This is a genomic window from Paraburkholderia sp. 22098 (assembly GCF_052045935.1).
Classification (GTDB): Bacteria; Pseudomonadota; Gammaproteobacteria; order Burkholderiales; family Burkholderiaceae; genus Paraburkholderia; species Paraburkholderia caledonica.
This window is the reverse complement of record NZ_JBQEPV010000005.1, coordinates 222,009-239,027: the sequence shown is the minus strand read 5'-3', so window position 1 is coordinate 239,027 and position 17,019 is coordinate 222,009. Positions and strand designations below refer to the sequence as shown.

At 62.7% G+C, this 17,019-nt stretch carries 15 protein-coding genes; 13 read left to right on the top strand and 2 right to left on the bottom strand.

Going from position 1 to position 17,019, the window contains the following annotated elements; translation table 11 throughout:
* Positions 1-4 precede the first annotated feature (4 nt).
* On the bottom strand, positions 5-1,549 hold the full coding sequence (locus tag ACTJLB_RS12785) for a peptide MFS transporter (RefSeq protein ID WP_440783483.1): 1,545 nt from the start codon (positions 1,547-1,549) through the stop codon (positions 5-7).
* A 470-nt stretch (positions 1,550-2,019) separates the two neighbouring features.
* On the opposite strand from ACTJLB_RS12785, the gene ACTJLB_RS12780 reads away from it, so the two are divergent.
* From ACTJLB_RS12780 to ACTJLB_RS12750, 7 genes are all read left to right on the top strand, one after another.
* Positions 2,020-2,592: a cupin domain-containing protein gene (locus tag ACTJLB_RS12780; protein WP_020068169.1), complete on the top strand. Its 573-nt coding sequence runs from the start codon at positions 2,020-2,022 to the stop codon at positions 2,590-2,592.
* A gap of 173 nt (positions 2,593-2,765) precedes the next feature.
* Positions 2,766-4,382, top strand: a complete 1,617-nt coding sequence (locus tag ACTJLB_RS12775; protein ID WP_020068168.1) for a peptide ABC transporter substrate-binding protein — start codon at positions 2,766-2,768, stop codon at positions 4,380-4,382.
* Between the two features lie 15 nt (positions 4,383-4,397).
* Positions 4,398-5,336, top strand: a complete 939-nt coding sequence (locus ACTJLB_RS12770) for an ABC transporter permease subunit (protein ID WP_020068167.1) — start codon at positions 4,398-4,400, stop codon at positions 5,334-5,336.
* 2 nt (positions 5,337-5,338) lie between these two features.
* Positions 5,339-6,253, top strand: a complete 915-nt coding sequence (locus ACTJLB_RS12765) for an ABC transporter permease (protein WP_027777533.1) — start codon at positions 5,339-5,341, stop codon at positions 6,251-6,253.
* Position 6,254: 1 nt separating this feature from the next.
* Positions 6,255-7,256 carry an ABC transporter ATP-binding protein gene (locus ACTJLB_RS12760; protein WP_088173320.1) on the top strand — a complete coding sequence of 334 codons (1,002 nt, stop codon included), beginning with the start codon at positions 6,255-6,257 and terminating at the stop codon, positions 7,254-7,256.
* A complete protein-coding gene (locus ACTJLB_RS12755) occupies positions 7,253-8,272 on the top strand; it encodes an ABC transporter ATP-binding protein (protein WP_087753919.1) in 1,020 nt (339 codons plus the stop codon). Before ACTJLB_RS12760 ends, ACTJLB_RS12755 begins: the two co-directional genes overlap by 4 nt.
* Before the next feature lie 156 nt (positions 8,273-8,428).
* Positions 8,429-9,991 carry an OprD family outer membrane porin gene (locus tag ACTJLB_RS12750; protein ID WP_440783482.1) on the top strand — a complete coding sequence of 521 codons (1,563 nt, stop codon included), beginning with the start codon at positions 8,429-8,431 and terminating at the stop codon, positions 9,989-9,991.
* A gap of 80 nt (positions 9,992-10,071) precedes the next feature.
* On the opposite strand, the gene ACTJLB_RS12745 is transcribed toward ACTJLB_RS12750, so the two are convergent.
* Positions 10,072-10,971 carry an IclR family transcriptional regulator gene (locus ACTJLB_RS12745; RefSeq protein ID WP_408129955.1) on the bottom strand — a complete coding sequence of 300 codons (900 nt, stop codon included), beginning with the start codon at positions 10,969-10,971 and terminating at the stop codon, positions 10,072-10,074.
* A gap of 276 nt (positions 10,972-11,247) precedes the next feature.
* Between ACTJLB_RS12745 and ACTJLB_RS12740 the strand changes: the two genes are divergently transcribed.
* Genes ACTJLB_RS12740 through ACTJLB_RS12715 form a run of 6 tightly spaced genes read left to right on the top strand, consistent with a single transcriptional unit; the run spans position 11,248 to position 17,010 of the window.
* Positions 11,248-12,339: an ABC transporter ATP-binding protein gene (locus ACTJLB_RS12740; RefSeq protein ID WP_440783480.1), complete on the top strand. Its 1,092-nt coding sequence runs from the start codon at positions 11,248-11,250 to the stop codon at positions 12,337-12,339.
* Entirely contained in the window at positions 12,332-13,246 is a 915-nt protein-coding gene (locus ACTJLB_RS12735; RefSeq protein ID WP_440783478.1) for an ABC transporter permease, read from the top strand. Before ACTJLB_RS12740 ends, ACTJLB_RS12735 begins: the two co-directional genes overlap by 8 nt.
* Before the next feature lie 27 nt (positions 13,247-13,273).
* The gene (locus tag ACTJLB_RS12730) at positions 13,274-14,068 is read left to right on the top strand and encodes an ABC transporter permease (RefSeq protein ID WP_131318868.1); all 795 of its coding nucleotides are present in this window, start codon (positions 13,274-13,276) and stop codon (positions 14,066-14,068) included.
* A gap of 23 nt (positions 14,069-14,091) precedes the next feature.
* Complete coding sequence (locus ACTJLB_RS12725) at positions 14,092-14,460, top strand: (2Fe-2S)-binding protein (protein WP_440783476.1); 369 nt, start codon at positions 14,092-14,094, stop codon at positions 14,458-14,460.
* On the top strand, positions 14,457-15,890 hold the full coding sequence (locus tag ACTJLB_RS12720) for an FAD-dependent oxidoreductase (RefSeq protein ID WP_440783474.1): 1,434 nt from the start codon (positions 14,457-14,459) through the stop codon (positions 15,888-15,890). Before ACTJLB_RS12725 ends, ACTJLB_RS12720 begins: the two co-directional genes overlap by 4 nt.
* Positions 15,883-17,010, top strand: coding sequence for an NAD(P)/FAD-dependent oxidoreductase (locus tag ACTJLB_RS12715; RefSeq protein ID WP_440783472.1), 1,128 nt, complete (start codon positions 15,883-15,885; stop codon positions 17,008-17,010). Before ACTJLB_RS12720 ends, ACTJLB_RS12715 begins: the two co-directional genes overlap by 8 nt.
* Positions 17,011-17,019: the final 9 nt, after the last annotated feature.

The following is a 17,019-nucleotide window of genomic DNA, read 5'->3' as shown; positions in this document are numbered from 1 at the left end:
CGGCTTATTCCGTCACCGCGCTGCCGGCCGTAGCAGACTGCGTTGCGCGGTCGCGCGTCTCGTCGCCGGATCGCTGATGTTCACGCGAGAGCTTGCGCATCAGCGGCAACAGCAGTACCGCGACGAGCGCACCGGCGGCGGCAAGCCAGCCGAGACCGGTGAAGAGCTTCGTATAAAGCGGCAATGACACGAGCGGGTCCATGTCGCCGGCCGGCATCTGCGCGAAATTCGCGACCACGCTCCCCAGATACTGCGACACACCGGTCGCAACGAAATACGCGCCCATCATGAAGCCGCCCATACGCGCGGGTACGTAGCGGGCGATCATCGCGAGGCCGAGACCACTCACGAGCAGTTCGCCGAGCGAATACAACCCATAGCCGCCGACCATGAACCACGAGGACACGCGTCCATTGACAGCCGAGTGACCGCTTGCCGCATAGACGAAGAAGCCGGCCGCCACCACCGCGAAGCCGAACGCGTATTTCACTGCGACCGGGACGTCGTTGCCGCTTTTCGCGAGCCGCGTATAAAGCAGCGCAAGCAACGGGCTCAGCAGCATGATCCAGATGGGATTGAGCGCCTGAAATTGCGCCGCGCTCCAGGTAAAGAGCGTCGCGCCGAACAGCGAGAACCGCGGATCGACGTTGCGCAGCGCGAATAGCGTGAGCGACGTAGACATCTGCACATAGAACACGAAGAACAGGATCACCTGAGCGGTGAGGATCAGCGCAGCCACGAGACCCGCGCGCTCCGAGCGTTCGCACTTAACCAGCATGTAGCCAAAAATAGCCAGAATCGCGGCGCCCGCGGCATACACGCAGGCGACTGCGATCGCCTTGTGCTGCAACACGAACATGGTCGCCACGCCCAGTGCGACGCCGCCGACTGCGACCGCGCCGACGCGTCGCCAGCGTACCGGTTCGGCGTCCGGGGCCGAGCCGATATGCGCCAATGTGCGGAACATCACGAAGTAGTTCGCCACCGACAACAGCATGCCCGCGCAGCAGACGCCGAAGGCCGTGTGCCAGCCCCAATGGTCCTTGATCCACGGCGTGGCGAGCATGGACACCGTCGAGCCGATATTGACCGCCATGTAGTAGATCGTGAACGCGCTGTCGATGCGCGCGTCGTCGCCTTCATAGATGCGCCGCACGAGATTCGCCGCGTTCGCCTTGAAAAGGCCGTTACCCACGACGATCACGCCAAGCGACGCGTACATGAACGCAAGCTGGTCGTTGGGCAGCGCCAGCATCAGATAGCCGGCGGCCAGCACTACGGCACCGAAAATCATCGTGCGGCGCGCGCCCAGAATGGTGTCGCCAATCCAGCCGCCAATAGACGGCGACGCGTAGACGAGCGCGGTGAAGGCGCCCCACGTGAGTGTCGCGTGGCTGTCTGCAAAGTGCAGCTTGTCGATCATGAACAGCACGAGCAGCGCAGCCATGCCGTAGTAGCCGAAACGTTCCCACATCTCGATCAGAAAGACGGTCGAAAAAGAACGCGTCTGCGAAATATGCGCACCAGCGCGTCTGGATGCTTCCATCATCTACCTCTTGCTTGAAACAGTTGTGTGCGGTGGCAAGGACTTGCGAGCCGCCGCGAAAAATCGAATTGCGGAGAACGGTCCGGCGTTCATGAGTTGTCGGTCCCGGCGGTGGGAGTTGCATCTCGCCAGCCCATACTTAGGGATTGGAGAGCGCATCGATTCGGCTCGCGCGGTTGCGCGTGTGCGAAAGACTGTCCTTCGTGTCATGCCTTTAACGTCTTGAAATCCAGTTTGCATAGCCATGCACAGCGTCGAAGCCTCGCGCTAACCTGGCGGAAGAGACGCCCGGTTTCCTCGGCCTTATCGGTCAAATTGGCCGGAGGTCGTGTGGCTTCTGGCAACATAGCGTGCTGTCTCGAAAAATGTGGCGCGTATCCAGGCGGGGCTCCAGGCCCGCAGTCCCGCCAAGGCGTCATCAAACCATATTTGCATATATCAAACAAATTTTGACGGGCTAATTTCCTCCTGCTATGGTCACGACAATTCATAAGAGCAATGCGGCACTCGAAATAGGCAGCAAGATCCGCGCGTTGCGGCAACGACTCAAGCGAACGCTGGACGACACGGCAACCGCGGCGGGAATTTCCAAGCCGTTTTTGTCGCAGGTGGAGAGAGGTTTGGCGTCGCCCTCCATCACGTCGCTTGCCGGCATCGCTCACGCGCTCGGAGTGACGGTTCAGTATTTCGTCGACACGCCTAGCGAAGAGCGGTCGGTGAGCCGCGGCGATCAGCTGAAGTTTTTCGGTTTCGCGGACTCGGCCAATCTGTTCGCCCGATTGACCAATGTGACGGGCGGCCGTCAGCTCGAGGCGATCCTCGTGAGAATGCCGCCGGGGCAAAAGCGCTCGGAAGTCACGACGCATGCCGGTGAAGAGTTCATGTATGTGATCGACGGCGAAGTGTCGTTGACGCTGGAAGGCAAGACGTTTGTGCTGCGCGCAGGAGACAGCGCGCATTACGAATCGACGGTGCCGCACAGCTGGGTGAACACCGCTCGCGTGGAGTCGGTGGTCGTCTGGGTCGGCACACCGAGACTGTTTTAAAGAAGCGGGCTCCTTTTCCGGTTCATCCGGCAGGGACAGCCTGCATTACCAAATGTAAGGATTCCTGCATGTCGGACAAACAACAAGGGCCGCCCAGGCCCGAATAAGACAGATAGCCGGGCGCTCCCGCGTCAGCGCGTTTCTCTCTCGACCTTTCCTGCGATTCTGAACCGATGAAAACCCCGTTTGCCTATGCGACGGCGCTGAGTGCGCTCGTCCTTACATTTACCTCGTCCGCGTTTGCCGTCACGGTGCCGCCCGGCGTCACGCTCGCCGCCAGCCAGGAGATCACCCGCCAGGTGCCGGCGGAAACCGAATCGCTCGACCCCGCTCATATCGAATCGTGGACAGGCAACACCATTGCGCTCGACATGTTCGAAGGCCTCACACGCATCGACGCGGCCGGCGCGGTCGTCCCCGGCGTCGCGCAATCGTGGACGCGCACCGGGCCCGACACGTGGGTCTTCAAGCTGCGCCACGACGCGCGCTGGAGCAACGGCCAGCCGGTCACAGCCGCAGATTTCATTTACGCATGGCAACGCGTGCTCGATCCGAAGACAGGCTCTAAATACACGGTGCTGGTCGAATTCGTGAAGAACGCGAAGGCAATTCTCGCAGGTAAGGCGCCGCTCGCGAGCCTCGGCGCGCGAGCCGTCGATCCGTACACGATCGAAGTCACCACTGAAGTGCCTGCGGCCTTCTTCCCGCAGCTTGCCGCGATGCCGACCATGGCGCCGGTCAATCGCGACGTCGTGGCCCGGTTTGGAAACGAGTGGACGCGGCCGGGCAACTTCGTCGGCAACGGTCCTTACATGCTCGCCGACTGGCAACCCAACAACCGTCTCGTCGGCGCGAAGAGCAAGACCTATTGGAACGCGAGCAAGGTCGTGATCACGAAAGTGACCTATTTGCCGATCGAAAACGATGAAACGGCGATGCGCATGTACCAGGCCGGCCAGTTCGATTACACGTATTCGATTCCGTCGGGCATCTATGCACAAGTGAGCAAGCAGTTCGGCCCCGAGCTCAAGACCGGCCTGCAGATCGCCACCTACTACTACAGCCTGAACAACGAAGATCCGATCTTCAAGGACAAGCGCGTGCGTCAGGCGCTTTCGATGGTGCTCGACCGCGACCTGCTGACGCAGCGTCTGACCGCCGACGGCGAGCTGCCGATGTACGGCCTCATCTCCAAGGGTACGCAAGGCGCGGCAGTCTTCAAGCCGGACTGGGCAGGCTGGCCGATGGCAAAGCGCGTCGACTACGCACGCAATCTGCTGAAGAGCGCCGGCTATTCCGACGCGAAGCCGCTCACTTTCACGCTGACGTACAACACGAACGACCTGCACAAGAAGGTCGCGCTTTTCGCGACGTCCGAATGGCGCACCAAGCTCGGCGTGAACACGAAGCTCGAAAACGTCGAATACAAGGTGCTGCTCAAGCAACGGCATGACGGCAAGGTGCAGGCCTCGCGCGACGGCTGGTTCGTCGATTACAACGACGCGATGTCGTACTTCGATCTGATCCGCTGCAATAGCGTGCAGAACGATCAGCGCTACTGCAATCCGCAAGTGGACAAGATCGTCGACGAAGCCAACCAGCAACTCGACGACGCAAAGCGCACCGAGCTTCTCACGAAGGCGCATGACACGGCGATGAACGACTACCCAATGGTGCCGCTCTTCCAGTACTCGGCGGTGCGGCTCGTGAAGCCGTATGTGGGCGGCTATACGTCGACCAACTACGTCGACCAGCGCGCCACACAAGACATGTATCTGATCAAGCACTAAGCGCGGAGCATCGACATGCTGGCCTATACGCTGCGCCGCACGCTCTGGGCGATCCCGACGATCCTCGCCGTGATCACCGCGTGCTATCTGCTGCTGCATCTCACGCCGGGGGGGCCATTCGACACCGAGAAGCAACTCTCGGCGGCCGTGCTCGCGAATCTCAACGCCAGGTATCACCTCGACGAACCCTTGTGGCTGCAGTACTTCCACTACCTCGGTTCGCTGCTGCACGGCGATCTCGGGCCGTCGTTCCGCTACGCCGACTGGTCGGTCAACGACCTGGTGTGGAAAGCGTTGCCGGTGAGCCTCGGCGTGGGCGGCGTGTCGGTGCCGATAGCAGTCGTGATCGGCGTCACGCTAGGCACGCTGGCCGCGGTGCGCCGCGACCGTTTCGTTGATCACGCGGTGATGGTGCTCGGCAACATCGGCAACGTCGTGCCGCCGTTCGTGCTGGGGCCTGTGCTCGTCTGGATCTTCGCGATTCTGCTGAAGACTTCGGAAGGTCACGGCTGGCTGCCTGCGGGCGGCTGGGGCGAGGGTGAATGGCGCTATCGCGTGCTGCCGATCGTGCTGCTCACGTTCATCAACGTGGCTGCAATTGCGCGGGTAATGCGCGGCAGCATGATCGAAGTGCTGTCGGGCAACTTCATTCGCACGGCTCGCGCGAAAGGCTTGCCGGGCCGCACGATCGTGTTGCGTCACGCGCTCAAGCCGGCGCTCATGCCTGTCGTGTCGCTGCTCGGCTCGGTCTGTATTTCGTCGATCACGGCGGCTGTCGTGACCGAGTCGGTATTCGCACTGCCGGGGCTCGGCCAACTGGTGGTGAACGGCGCGATCAATCGCGATTACACGCTCGTGCTCGGCCTCGTCGTGCTGACGACCGCCGTTGCAGTGCTTTTCAATCTGCTGGTCGACCTCGCGTATGCGTGGCTCGACCCGCGTATCCGGTACTGATCATGGCCCGCTCCATTCAATCGACTGCCGCGGCGCTCGATCCGCTCGCGGCCATTGCCAGCGCCCCCCGCTCGCGCGGGCCGCTCGCTACCGCCGCCGCGCGCTTCGTGCGCAACCGCGCGGCGTTCACCGGTTTTGCCGTGCTGTTGCTGATCGTGATCGCATGCGTGGCCGGTCCGTGGCTGCTGCCCAACGGCCCTATCGACAGCGACTGGTCCGCGATCAGCCTGCCGCCCACGCTGCAAAACATGCACTGGTTCGGCACCGACGAGCTCGGCCGCGACCTGCTCGCGCGCACGCTGCAAGGCGGGCGCGTCTCGCTCGAAGTCGGCTTGCTCGGCACGCTCGTGTCGGGACTGATCGGCGTTGCATATGGCGCGACCGCGGGTTATCTCGGCGGCCGCGTCGATGCGGTGATGATGCGCATCGTCGACATGATGTACGCGATTCCCTACATGCTGATCGCCATTCTGATGATGACGATGTTCGGCCGCGCGTTCTATCTCGTCGTGCTGACCATCAGCGCGTTTTCGTGGCTCGACATGGCGCGCGTGGTGCGCGGCCAGACGCTGTCGCTGCGCTCGCGCGAGTTCATCGACGCGGCTAAGGCCATCGGCGTGAGTTCGCGGTCGATCATCGTGCGTCATATCGTGCCGAACCTGTTCGGCGTCGTCGTGGTGTACGCCAGCGTGACGGTGCCCAACATCGTGCTGACGGAGTCGGTTCTGTCGTTCCTCGGTCTCGGCGTACAGGAGCCGATGACAAGCTGGGGCGTGCTGATTCAGGACGGCGCGCAGAAGCTGGAATCCATGCCCTGGCTTCTGCTATGCCCGGCCGTGATGCTGTGCGTGACGCTCTATTGCGTGAATTTTGTCGGCGACGGTTTGCGCGACGCTTTCGATCCGAAGGACCGCTGACATGCCGCTACTCGAAGTCAAAGACCTGAGCGTGCGCTTCACGCGCCGCGAAGGCGCACCCGTCGACGCGGTGCAACGCGTGTCGTTTTCGCTCGAACCAGGCCGCACGCTCGGCATTGTCGGCGAGTCCGGATCGGGCAAGAGCCAGACGGTCATGGCCTTGCTGGGCCTCCTCGCGGGCAACGGCAACGTGTCGGGCGAAGCGCTCTATCGCGGCGAAAACCTGCTTGCGATGAACGAAGCGGCACTGAACAAAATCCGCGGCGATCGCATCGGCATGATCTTTCAGGACCCGATGACCTCGCTCAATCCGTTCCTGACGATCGAACGGCAGATGACCGAAACGCTGCAACTGCATCGCAAGATGTCGCGCCGCGACGCGCGCCGCCGCGCGATCGAAACGCTCGAAGCGGTGCGTATTCCCGATTCCGCACGCCGTATCGGCATGTATCCGCATGAGTTTTCCGGCGGCATGCGGCAACGCGTGATGATCGCAATGGCGCTGCTGTCCGAGCCCGAAATCCTGATCGCCGACGAACCCACCACCGCGCTCGACGTAACCGTGCAGGCGCAGATCATCGAGTTGCTGCGCGAACTGAATCGCGAGCGGGGCACGGCGATCATTCTGATCACGCACGACATGGGCGTCGTCGCGGGCCTCTGCGACGACGTGATGGTGATGTACGCCGGCCAGACCGTCGAGCAGGCGAGCGCCGCATCGCTTTTTGCCGCGCCCACGCATCCGTACACCCGCGGGCTGCTCAACGCATTGCCGCGTCTCACCGACAGCTCTGACGACGACCGTCCGTTGCAAACCATTCCCGGCAATCCGCCGCTGCCTGGCGAAGTCGGCGCGGGTTGCGCGTTTGCGCCGCGTTGTGCGTACTGCAGCGATCAGTGCCGCCAGTCGCGTCCGGCGCTCGTTGCAGCGGACGGCGATCCGCAAGCACTGCGCGCCTGCCACCGTCCGGTCGGAGAAATACTCGAGGCACAACACGTATGAACGCGACTTCCATTGCAAGCGGCGAAGCAACGACCTTGCTCTCAGTCGAGCAACTCAAGGTGCAATTCGGTGTGCCACGCGGTGGCTACCCGTGGTCAGGCAAGACGACATTGCGAGCCGTGGACGGCGTGTCGTTCAGCGTGCGACGCGGTGAGACGATCGGCCTTGTGGGCGAATCCGGTTGCGGCAAGTCGACGCTCGCTCGCGCGATCATCGGGCTCGCGCCAGTCGCAAGCGGCAGTGTGCGTTGGCTCGGCAACGAAACCGTATTGCCCAACGCGCGCCGCGATACGACGCTGCTGCGCCGCGACGTGCAAATGATTTTCCAGGACCCGCTCGCATCGCTGGATCCGCGCATGACGATCGAACAGATCGTCGCCGAACCGTTGCTCACGCACGGCAAGGACATCGCGCGCGCCGACGTGCAGCGCCGCGTACTGACCATGCTGGAGCGGGTCGGCCTGAACGCGCAGCATCTGCGCCGCTATCCGCATGAGTTCTCGGGTGGCCAATGTCAACGCGTGGGCATTGCGCGTGCGTTGATCGGCGAGCCGCAACTGGTGATCTGCGACGAACCGGTGTCCGCACTCGACGTGTCGATCCAGGCGCAGATCGTCAATCTGTTGCGAGATCTGCAACGGGAGTTGTCGCTGTCGCTGCTGTTCGTCGCGCACGATCTCGCGGTGGTCAAGGCAATCAGTCACCGCGTGCTCGTGATGTACCTGGGACGCGTGATGGAGTTCGGCGACAAGCGCGATGTGTACGGCACGCCGCGTCATCCATACACGCGCGCTTTGCTGTCCGCTGTGCCGGTGCCCGATCCGGCGATCGAGCGAGCGCGCCGCCATCTGCTGCTGCGCGGCGAAATCGCTTCGCCGCTGAGCCCACCGTCGGGCTGCGCATTTCGCACACGGTGTCCAGATGCGATCGACGCTTGTGCGGCTCAGATTCCGCAACCCGTGACGCACGGCGCGAACTCGACACGAGTGGCCTGCATCCGCGTCAGCAACGATTAGATTCCGGACGTTTTAACCAGCGGCCCCACATTCACCGGCGCGGCGTTGATGCCACGCCGTGGGATTCGCTCGTCATGTCATCAGCATGACGAGCGATCAGCAAGGACTGGCTAAGCGCCAGCCAGAGTTTCAATAACAACTGTCGAGACATTCCCAATGAAACATAACCCAACAAAAAACCGGTCAAAAAAGTCCGGACTCACTGCCGCGCTTTGCTGTGCAATTACCCTCCCCGCCATGGCCGTTGCCGCGAATGCGTATGCCGACGACGCCATAGCGCAGCCCTCGACCAGCCCGGCTATCGTTCCGCCTGCCGCGCAAACGTTGTCGTCGCCCGCGCAGGTCTCGCAGGCTCAGCCTTCGAACAAGCGCCGCGCGGACCAGGGCGGTCAGATCCGCAACGATCAGCCTGACACGACGAACGCCATCGTCAACGCCGAGGCCTCGCAAATCGTCACGCCGCCCACGCCGCCATCGAGCCAGGCCGCAAGCCAAGGGTTCACCGCGGATAGCCACCTGAACCTGCAATTCCGCAATTACTCCGACTACTTCCAGGCGCCACCCACGACTTACCGTCATGCGTGGGTGCAAGGCATGCAGGTCAACTATGAATCCGGCTTTACGCAAGGTCTGATCGGCTTTGGCGTCGACGCGTCGCTGTTCGCGGCGCTGAAACTCGACGGCGGCAACGGCGCGGGCAACATGGTGCACGTTGGGAAAAGCGGCGGCGGGTCGCAACAACTCGCGTGGGCGTACCCGGGCATGTACGACATCAAAGGACGCATTTCGGAAACGGTCGTGAAATACGGTCTGCAAGACGTGACGAATCCGTTCCTCGAACCGCACGACAACCGCGCGCTGCCGCCGACCTTTCTGGGCGTTTCGCTCGTCAGCAACGATCTTGCTCACACTACGCTCGAGGCCGGCAGCTTCACCAAGGTCGATGCACGCGGTCACACGAATCTCAGCAATCTGACCACATCGTATGGCGGCACGCGAATCGACCGCGTGACCTATCTCGGCGGCACCTGGCACTATGCGAAGAACGGCGAGATGGCTCTGTACGTCGATCAGGCCGACGACGTCTGGCGCCAGTACTACGGCTCGGTCGCGCAGTCGTTCGGCGATCCGACCACGATCAAATGGAGCGGGCTCGCCAACATCTACTCGACGCACGACACAGGCGCGTCGCGTCAGGGGCACATCAACAGCAACGCATACAGCGTGTCCGTGTCCGCGCAACACGGCCCGCACGCGCTGTTGCTCGGTTATCAGCAAGTACTCGGCGACCAGTTCTTCGACTACGTGAACGAAACCAACGGCATCTACCTGACGAACTCGATGGACGTCGACTACAACGCGCCGCATGAACAGTCGCTGCAACTGCGCTATACATTCGACGGAAAATACGCGGGCGTGCCGGGGCTGAAGGCGATGTTCTGGGGCGCGTATGGCTGGGGCGCCGATGGGTCGGCGGGTGCTGCGGAAAACGCGTCGCCGTCAGCCGCGCTGCACGATCTCTACTGGAAGAACGGAGAGCCGGTGCACGGCCATCATCACGAGTTCGGTTTTATTCCGAGCTATACGCTGCAAAGCGGCCGCTTCAAGGACACCAAGGTCACGTTCATCGCGATGTGGCATAACGCCAGCTATCACTACTCGGACGGCAACAACATGGAATACCGTCTCGTCGTGAACGTGCCCGTGAAGGTGTTTTAGGCGCACCGATCTCGTTCGATGCAAGGGCGTAGCGTTGCGCAGTTTGCGCGCGACGCCCTTTTATCGCACGCCTGTGCCGCTTATTCCTGCTCAGAGCCCGCGATGCGCACACTGGTCATGGCGCGCGACAAGCCATGCATGGGCCGGCGCAGCGCGACATCGAACGGATTGGTTTGCGGGCCGATCGCTTCGGCCTGACGGCGCAGCAGTTCGACGACCATCGGCAAGCGGTCGTCGCTCAAGCGCGCCGCGAGCGTACCCACGCTCAATGCCGCGACCGCCACGCCAGTGCGGTCGAGAATCGGCACAGCCACGCCTGCCATGCCGTCGAGCACGCCGCTATTGCGGCCCGCGTATCCCAACTGCCGCACGCGTTCGATCTCGGTGCGCAAGTACACTTCGTCCAGCACTCCGTAACCGCGAATTCGCGGCACATTGAAGCGGATGATTTCCTCGCGCTCCGCCTCGGGCAGGAACGCGAGAATCGCGAGACTGCCCTGCCCCACGCCCAACGCCACGCGCCCGCCAATATCGCCCGTGAACGAGCGGATTGGAAACGGGCCTTCGCAGATGTCGAGACACACCGCGTCGAAACTGCTTTTGACAAGCAGGAAGATCGTGTCGCCAAGACTCGCGCAAAGCCTCAACAACGCGGGGCGGCATAACGTGCGCATGCCACTCGGGTTTCCTGCTTGCGCCGCAAGCGCGAAAAAATTCACGCTGAGGCGATAAAGCTTCGAGTTTTCGTCCTGTTCGACGATGCCTTCGGCGATCAACGCGTGCAGGATGCGATGCACGGTGGCCTGCGTCAAACCCACTGCTTTCGCGAGACGCGTGACGCGACCGCCGTCGGGCTGCGCTTCCGACAATGCGCGAATCACGGCAAAAGCGCGTTCCAGCATGCCCGTGCCGGGAACCGCGCCCGGTTCGGCGGTTTCGGCGGTCTGGCTTCTGGTGTCTCGCTTGGCGGCAGCATTCATCTCTTTTGGCTCGTTTGTATTTCAATGACCGGAATACTATAAAGCGTTTGCGTGATTGATGGAATCGCAGCCGTCCGCCCCGCCTCGCTACACCACCGCAGTTTCATAGGGTTTTTACCACTGCTGTGCAGTGAAACACTCACCGCCGCATTCCGTCTCGACATTCCATTGAACGGAATGTTTATGATTTAAATATCGCCAATCGGAATTTCAAATTGACGCCGCATAATTTGGCTGGCTAGAGTCGGCGTCATCGAGGCATCTAAAGGCCACATCATGTCGTTCCTCACACTTACAGACGTCACGAAATCGTTCGGCGACCTTCAGGCCGTTGCGGACGTCAATCTGTCGGTGGAAAAAGGCGAGTTCGTTTCGCTGCTCGGCCCTTCGGGCTGCGGCAAGACGACGACGCTGCAGATGATCGCCGGCTTCCTCGAAACAACGCGTGGGCGCATCACGCTCGACGGTCGCGACATCACGCATATGAAGCCGAACAAACGCGGCCTCGGCGTGGTGTTCCAGAGCTATGCGCTCTTTCCGCACATGAGCGTGGCGGAGAACGTCGGCTTCGGACTCGAAATGCGCAATGTCGACAAGGCGGAGCGCAACGAACGCGTGCGCGAAGCGCTGTCGCTCGTGCGGCTCGATCAGCTCGCGCACCGCTTCCCGCGCGAGTTGTCGGGCGGGCAGCGGCAGCGCGTGGCGATTGCGCGCGCAATCGTGATCGCACCGCCCGTGCTGCTGCTCGATGAACCGATGTCGAATCTCGACGCCAAGCTGCGTGAAGACATGCAGTTCGAACTGCGCGGCATTCAGCGCAAGATCGGCACGACGACAATCATGGTCACACACGACCAGTCAGAGGCGCTGTCGATCAGCGACCGCGTGGTGGTGATGGAAGCCGGCCGCGTCACGCAGATCGACACGCCATACGAGGCGTACGAGCGCCCGGAGAATCGCTTTGTCTCGCAGTTCATCGGCAAGGCCAACATGTTGCCGGGCACGGTGATCGCGCGCGAGGGCGACGCGATCCGCATCGACCTCGGACACGATCTGTGCGAGACCGGCCGTACCGCGCAATTGCCGATGCGCGAGCGCGTGGTCGGCGTAGGCGACGCGGTCACGCTGTGCATTCGCCCGGAAAAACTCCGGCTCTGTCCGCCGGACGCGGGACGTGTGCCGGCCACGGTCACGAGCCGCTTTTTCCTCGGTAGTCAGTGGTTGTATCGTCTCGACAGCCGGCTCGGCGAAGTGCTGGTGTGCTGCCAGAATGAAGGCAATGAGCCGTTGCCCGAAGGCGCGGCAGTCGGCGTCGACTGGAACAGCGAAGCGATCCGCTTTATCCAGCGGGATGCGCATCATGGATAGCACGCTGCCTGCAACGGAGAACAGCAAGTCCGCCTCCGCAGGCGCGAGGCGTGCGCCGTGGCGCGCATTCTTGCCGCTGTGGCTCATGTGCCTGCCCGCGTTCCTGCTGTTCGTCGCGCTCGTGCTCGTGCCGCTTCTGATGACGCTCGTCTTGAGCTTCTATCGTTTCGATCCGGCAAGCGGCCCGCTCGCCGCGTTCCAGTTCGGCAATTACGCGGAAGTGCTGGGCTCATCGTATTTCCACGCGATCTTTCTGCGCACGTTCGGCATTGCGTTTCTCGTCACGCTGCTGTGCGTCGTGATCGGCACGCCCGAGGCATATGTGCTGTCGCGCATGCGCGATCCGTATCGTTCGATGTTTCTGCTGGTGATTCTCGCGCCGCTGCTCGTCTCGGTCGTCGTGCGTGCGTTCGGCTGGAGCATGCTGCTCAACAGCAACGGTCTCGTGAATCAGGCGTTCGGCCTCTTCGGCCTCGGCCCCTACAAGCTCGAGTACACCACCTTCGCGATCGTCATTGCACTGGTGCACGTCATGCTGCCCTTCATGGTAATTCCCGTGTGGACCGCGTTGCAGAAACTCGATCCGCAAACGGAGAACGCAGCGCTGTCGTTGATGGCGTCGCCCGCAACGACGCTGCGCCGCATCGTGTTGCCGCAACTCACGCCTGGCATTCTGTCGGGCAGCCTGATGGTGTTCGGTTTGTCGGCAAGCGCATTCGCGATTCCCGGACTGCTCGGCGGACGCCGGCTAAAGGTCGCCGCGACCGCCGTCTACGACGAATTCCTCGGCTCGCTGAACTGGCCGCTCGGCGCCACCATCGCGCTGCTGTTGCTGGTTGCGAATCTGATCGTGATGCTCACTTACTACCGGGTTCTGGAACGCAGATACACCAGAAGCCTGGGCTGACACAGCGGTTCATCGCGCGGAAACATCATGAGAAAGAACGGTCCCATTGCGTTGATTTTCCACACGCTCGTCATTGCGTTCGTGCTCGCGCCGCTTGTGATCGTCGTGCTGGTCGCCTTCACGCCCGACGAAACGCTCACGCTGCCCACGCACGGTGTCTCGCTGCGCTGGTTTCGCGCGATTCTCAACTATCCCGACTTCATCTCGGCGTTTTTCAACAGCCTGAAGCTCGCGTTTGCATCGGCGACGCTCTCGCTGATCGTCGCACTGCCCGCCGCGCTCGCCATTGGCCGCGCGCGCTTTCCGGGCCGTGCTTTTCTGAACGGCTTGCTGCTCTCGCCGCTGGTGATTCCCGGTCTTGTACTCGGCATCGCACTACTGCGGTTTTTCGCGCTGATCGGCGCGACTGGCTCGTTCGCGTGGTTGATCCTCGCGCACATGATCATCATTACGCCGTTCGTCATGCGGCTCGTGCTGGCCTCGGTAAGCGGCCTTGACCGCAGCGTCGAACACGCCGCGCATTCGCTCGGAGCCGATTCGTGGACCGCGTTTCGCCGCATCACGTTGCCGATGATTCTGCCCGGCATAACCGGTGGCTGGCTGCTGGCCTTTATCAACAGCTTCGACGAACTGACGATGTCGATCTTCGTAACATCGCCGCAAACCGTCACGCTGCCCGTTCGCATGTATATGTACGCGACAGAATCCATCGATCCGATGATGGCCTCCGTCTCCGCGCTCGTGATCTTCATTACGGCGGGCGCAATGCTGCTGCTCGATCGCGTGTATGGACTCAACCGCATTCTGATCGGCCAGCACTGATGTCTTCTTCTGTTCATGCCCTCATGCAGTCCAATTCCTCGCCGTCCGACGGCGCAGTGCCCACAGGTGAGGCTCAGTTCGTCCGCATCGCCGAAACGCGGCGCGAACCTCTGCACTTTTATCTCGACGGCCGGAAAGTGTCCGCTCTGCAGGGCGATACATTGCTGACCGCCGTGCTGATGCAACAGCGCCGCGTGCGAGACAGCGAATTCAGCGGAGCGCCGCGCGCCGGCTTCTGCCTGATCGGCGCGTGTCAGGACTGCTGGATGCGCACCGAAGACGGCAAGCGTCTGCGCGCTTGCTCGACGCTCGTCACCCCGGGACTGCGGGTGCTGACTCGTATCGAACCGGCAAGCGCCGCAGCGAAAAGCCACAGTGCAGACGCGCAATGAGCGACGATCGCCGCATTGTGATCGTCGGCGCCGGACCGGCCGGCGTGCGCGCTGCCGAAACGCTGGTTGCGGCAGGTATGCGTCCCATCGTGGTAGATGAAAATGCCCGCTGGGGTGGGCAGATCTACCGGCAGCCACCGGAACATGGCGGCTTCCAGCGCTCGAAGAAAACGCTCTACGGTTTCGAGGCGCGCAAAGCCGACGCGTTGCATACGACAATGCAAGCGCTCCTGCCTTACATCGACTATCGGCCCGACACACTCGCGTGGGCTTGCGAAAGCGGTCGACTCGACACACTTCAGGCGGGGCGCGAAATCAGTGTGCCGTTCTCGCATCTGATCATTGCGAGCGGCGCGACGGACCGCGTTTTGCCTGTGCCCGGCTGGACCTTGCCCGGCGTCTATACACTCGGCGCGGCACAGGTCGCGTTAAAGTCGCAAGGCTGTGCAATCGGCCGGCGCGTGGTGCTCACGGGCACAGGGCCATTGCTGTATCTCGTCGCATATCAATACGTCAAAGCGGGCGCGCAAGTCATGGCCGTGCTCGACACGAGCCCGCTCAGCCAACAGGTTTCGGCCGCTTCGAAACTCGCCCGGCTTCCGGCGACATTCGCCAAGGGTTTGTATTACGTCGGCTGGCTCAACGCGCATCGCATACGTATCGAACGGGGCGTGAAGCTTGTTGGTATTCGCGGCACACGCAATGTCGAGGCCATCGAATGGCGCTCCTCCGAAAATAGTTCGGTTACCGAATCAATTGCATGTGACGCGGTGGGCATCAGTTTCGGCTTGAAGCCCGAAACGCAGCTCGCGGATCTCGCCGGTTGCCGTTTCCGGTTCGACGCGCTCAACCGTTGCTGGCTGCCCGAACTCGACTCCGCCGGGCGCAGCTCCGTGAGCGGCCTCTATCTGGCCGGCGACGGCGCAGGCATCGCGGGCGCCGACGCTGCCGAACTCGCGGGACGCCGCGCCGCGCTGGCCTTGCTCGACGACCTCGGCGTCCAACATCCACGCGGACCCGGCATGCTCGATGCCGCATCGATTGAACGCAAGCTGCAACATATCGCCGTTTTCCGCGCGGGCATTGAGACGGCATTCGAACCGCCCCCGAAATGCGCCGCGCAATGGCCCGACGACATGACCGTCTGTCGTTGCGAGGAAGTCGATGCGGGCACGTTACGGCGTTGCATCCGCGGCGGCGAAGCGAACGAGATCAACCGCCTGAAGGCGCTGACGCGCGTCGGCATGGGTCGTTGCCAGGGACGCATGTGCGGCGAAGCCGCGCTTCTAATGCTCGCCGAAGAAACCGGCCGCCCACTCGAAGCAGTTGGCCGCCTGCGCAGCCAGCCGCCAGTCAAACCCATCCCGCTGTCGCCCGCGATGTATGCCGACGATGTCGCTGCGATTCCAGAGGAGGCCCGCGATGAGTGAAGCACCGCACTACGACGTGGCAATCGCGGGCGGCGGTCTCGTCGGTTCGTCGGCGGCACTCGCGCTTGCCAGGCGCGGCTTGCGCGTGGGCCTTTTCGAGCGGCGCTTTTGCGGCGCGCAGGCGAGCGGTGTGAACTACGGCGGCGTACGCTGCCAGGGCCGCCCGGTCGAGCAGATGCCGCTCGCCATGCGCGCGCGTCGTATCTGGGACCGCTTACCGGACCTGATCGGCATCGACGGCGAATTTACGGTATCGGGACATTTACGCCTCGCTCGCAGCGAGAACGACCTTGCCGCGCTTCAGCAATGGGCGGACATGGCGCGCGATTACGGACTCCATGCGCAGTTGCTGAGCGGCGCGCAGTTTCGCGAGCGCTATCCGTGGCTCGGCGCGGCAGCAGTCGGAGGATCGTTATGCGCGAGCGACGGACACGCGAATCCGCGTCTCGTGTCGCCCGCATTTGCACGCGCTGCGCGTGCCGCGGGCGCGGACGTGCGCGAGCAGACCGCATTGAGCGGCATTCATCACGACGGCAAGCGCTTCCATATGCGCGCGGGCGACACGCAGATCAGCGCGGACTGGCTGATCAATTCCGCCGGCGCGTGGGCGAATACGGTGGCGGGCTACTTCGGCGAAAGCGCGCCGATGAAGCCGATCTATCCGAACATGTGGGTCACCGAGCCGCTGCCGCTTTTCATCACGCACAACCTGGGCGTGTATGGCGGCGGCATCTATGCGCGGCAAGTGGCGCGCGGCAATTGCGTGATCGGCGGCGGGCGCGGACATGGCGACGGCGAATACGGTCAACCGTCGACGGAAACCACGCGGGCCGTCATGCGCGACGCGTGCGCGCTGCTGCCCGCGTTGCGCGAGGCGCTACTGATTCGCACATGGAGCGGTGTGGAAGGCGAGACGCCCGACAGCAATCCGATCATCGGGCCGAGCCGAGCAGTGCCGCGTCTGTTGCATGCATTCGGCTTTTCGGGCGGGGGCTTTCTGCTCGCGCCCGGAGTTGGCGAGGTGCTCGCCGATCTCGTTATCGACGGCACCACGGCCACGCCTCTCGACGCTTTTTCGATTGGCCGCTTTGCACAGCTTGCTACTTCATCCGTCGCTTAGATCACGTTT

Bases quoted from the DNA above. Each gene is read 5' to 3' on its own strand.
- ACTJLB_RS12785 (WP_440783483.1), bottom strand. From the start codon at position 1,549: ATGATGGAAGCATCCAGACGCGCTGGTGCGCATATTTCGCAGACGCGT.
- ACTJLB_RS12780 (WP_020068169.1), top strand. From the start codon at position 2,020: ATGGTCACGACAATTCATAAGAGCAATGCGGCACTCGAAATAGGCAGC.
- ACTJLB_RS12775 (WP_020068168.1), top strand. From the start codon at position 2,766: ATGAAAACCCCGTTTGCCTATGCGACGGCGCTGAGTGCGCTCGTCCTT.
- ACTJLB_RS12770 (WP_020068167.1), top strand. From the start codon at position 4,398: ATGCTGGCCTATACGCTGCGCCGCACGCTCTGGGCGATCCCGACGATC.
- ACTJLB_RS12765 (WP_027777533.1), top strand. From the start codon at position 5,339: ATGGCCCGCTCCATTCAATCGACTGCCGCGGCGCTCGATCCGCTCGCG.
- ACTJLB_RS12760 (WP_088173320.1), top strand. From the start codon at position 6,255: ATGCCGCTACTCGAAGTCAAAGACCTGAGCGTGCGCTTCACGCGCCGC.
- ACTJLB_RS12755 (WP_087753919.1), top strand. From the start codon at position 7,253: ATGAACGCGACTTCCATTGCAAGCGGCGAAGCAACGACCTTGCTCTCA.
- ACTJLB_RS12750 (WP_440783482.1), top strand. From the start codon at position 8,429: ATGAAACATAACCCAACAAAAAACCGGTCAAAAAAGTCCGGACTCACT.
- ACTJLB_RS12745 (WP_408129955.1), bottom strand. From the start codon at position 10,971: ATGAATGCTGCCGCCAAGCGAGACACCAGAAGCCAGACCGCCGAAACC.
- ACTJLB_RS12740 (WP_440783480.1), top strand. From the start codon at position 11,248: ATGTCGTTCCTCACACTTACAGACGTCACGAAATCGTTCGGCGACCTT.
- ACTJLB_RS12735 (WP_440783478.1), top strand. From the start codon at position 12,332: ATGGATAGCACGCTGCCTGCAACGGAGAACAGCAAGTCCGCCTCCGCA.
- ACTJLB_RS12730 (WP_131318868.1), top strand. From the start codon at position 13,274: ATGAGAAAGAACGGTCCCATTGCGTTGATTTTCCACACGCTCGTCATT.
- ACTJLB_RS12725 (WP_440783476.1), top strand. From the start codon at position 14,092: ATGCAGTCCAATTCCTCGCCGTCCGACGGCGCAGTGCCCACAGGTGAG.
- ACTJLB_RS12720 (WP_440783474.1), top strand. From the start codon at position 14,457: ATGAGCGACGATCGCCGCATTGTGATCGTCGGCGCCGGACCGGCCGGC.
- ACTJLB_RS12715 (WP_440783472.1), top strand. From the start codon at position 15,883: ATGAGTGAAGCACCGCACTACGACGTGGCAATCGCGGGCGGCGGTCTC.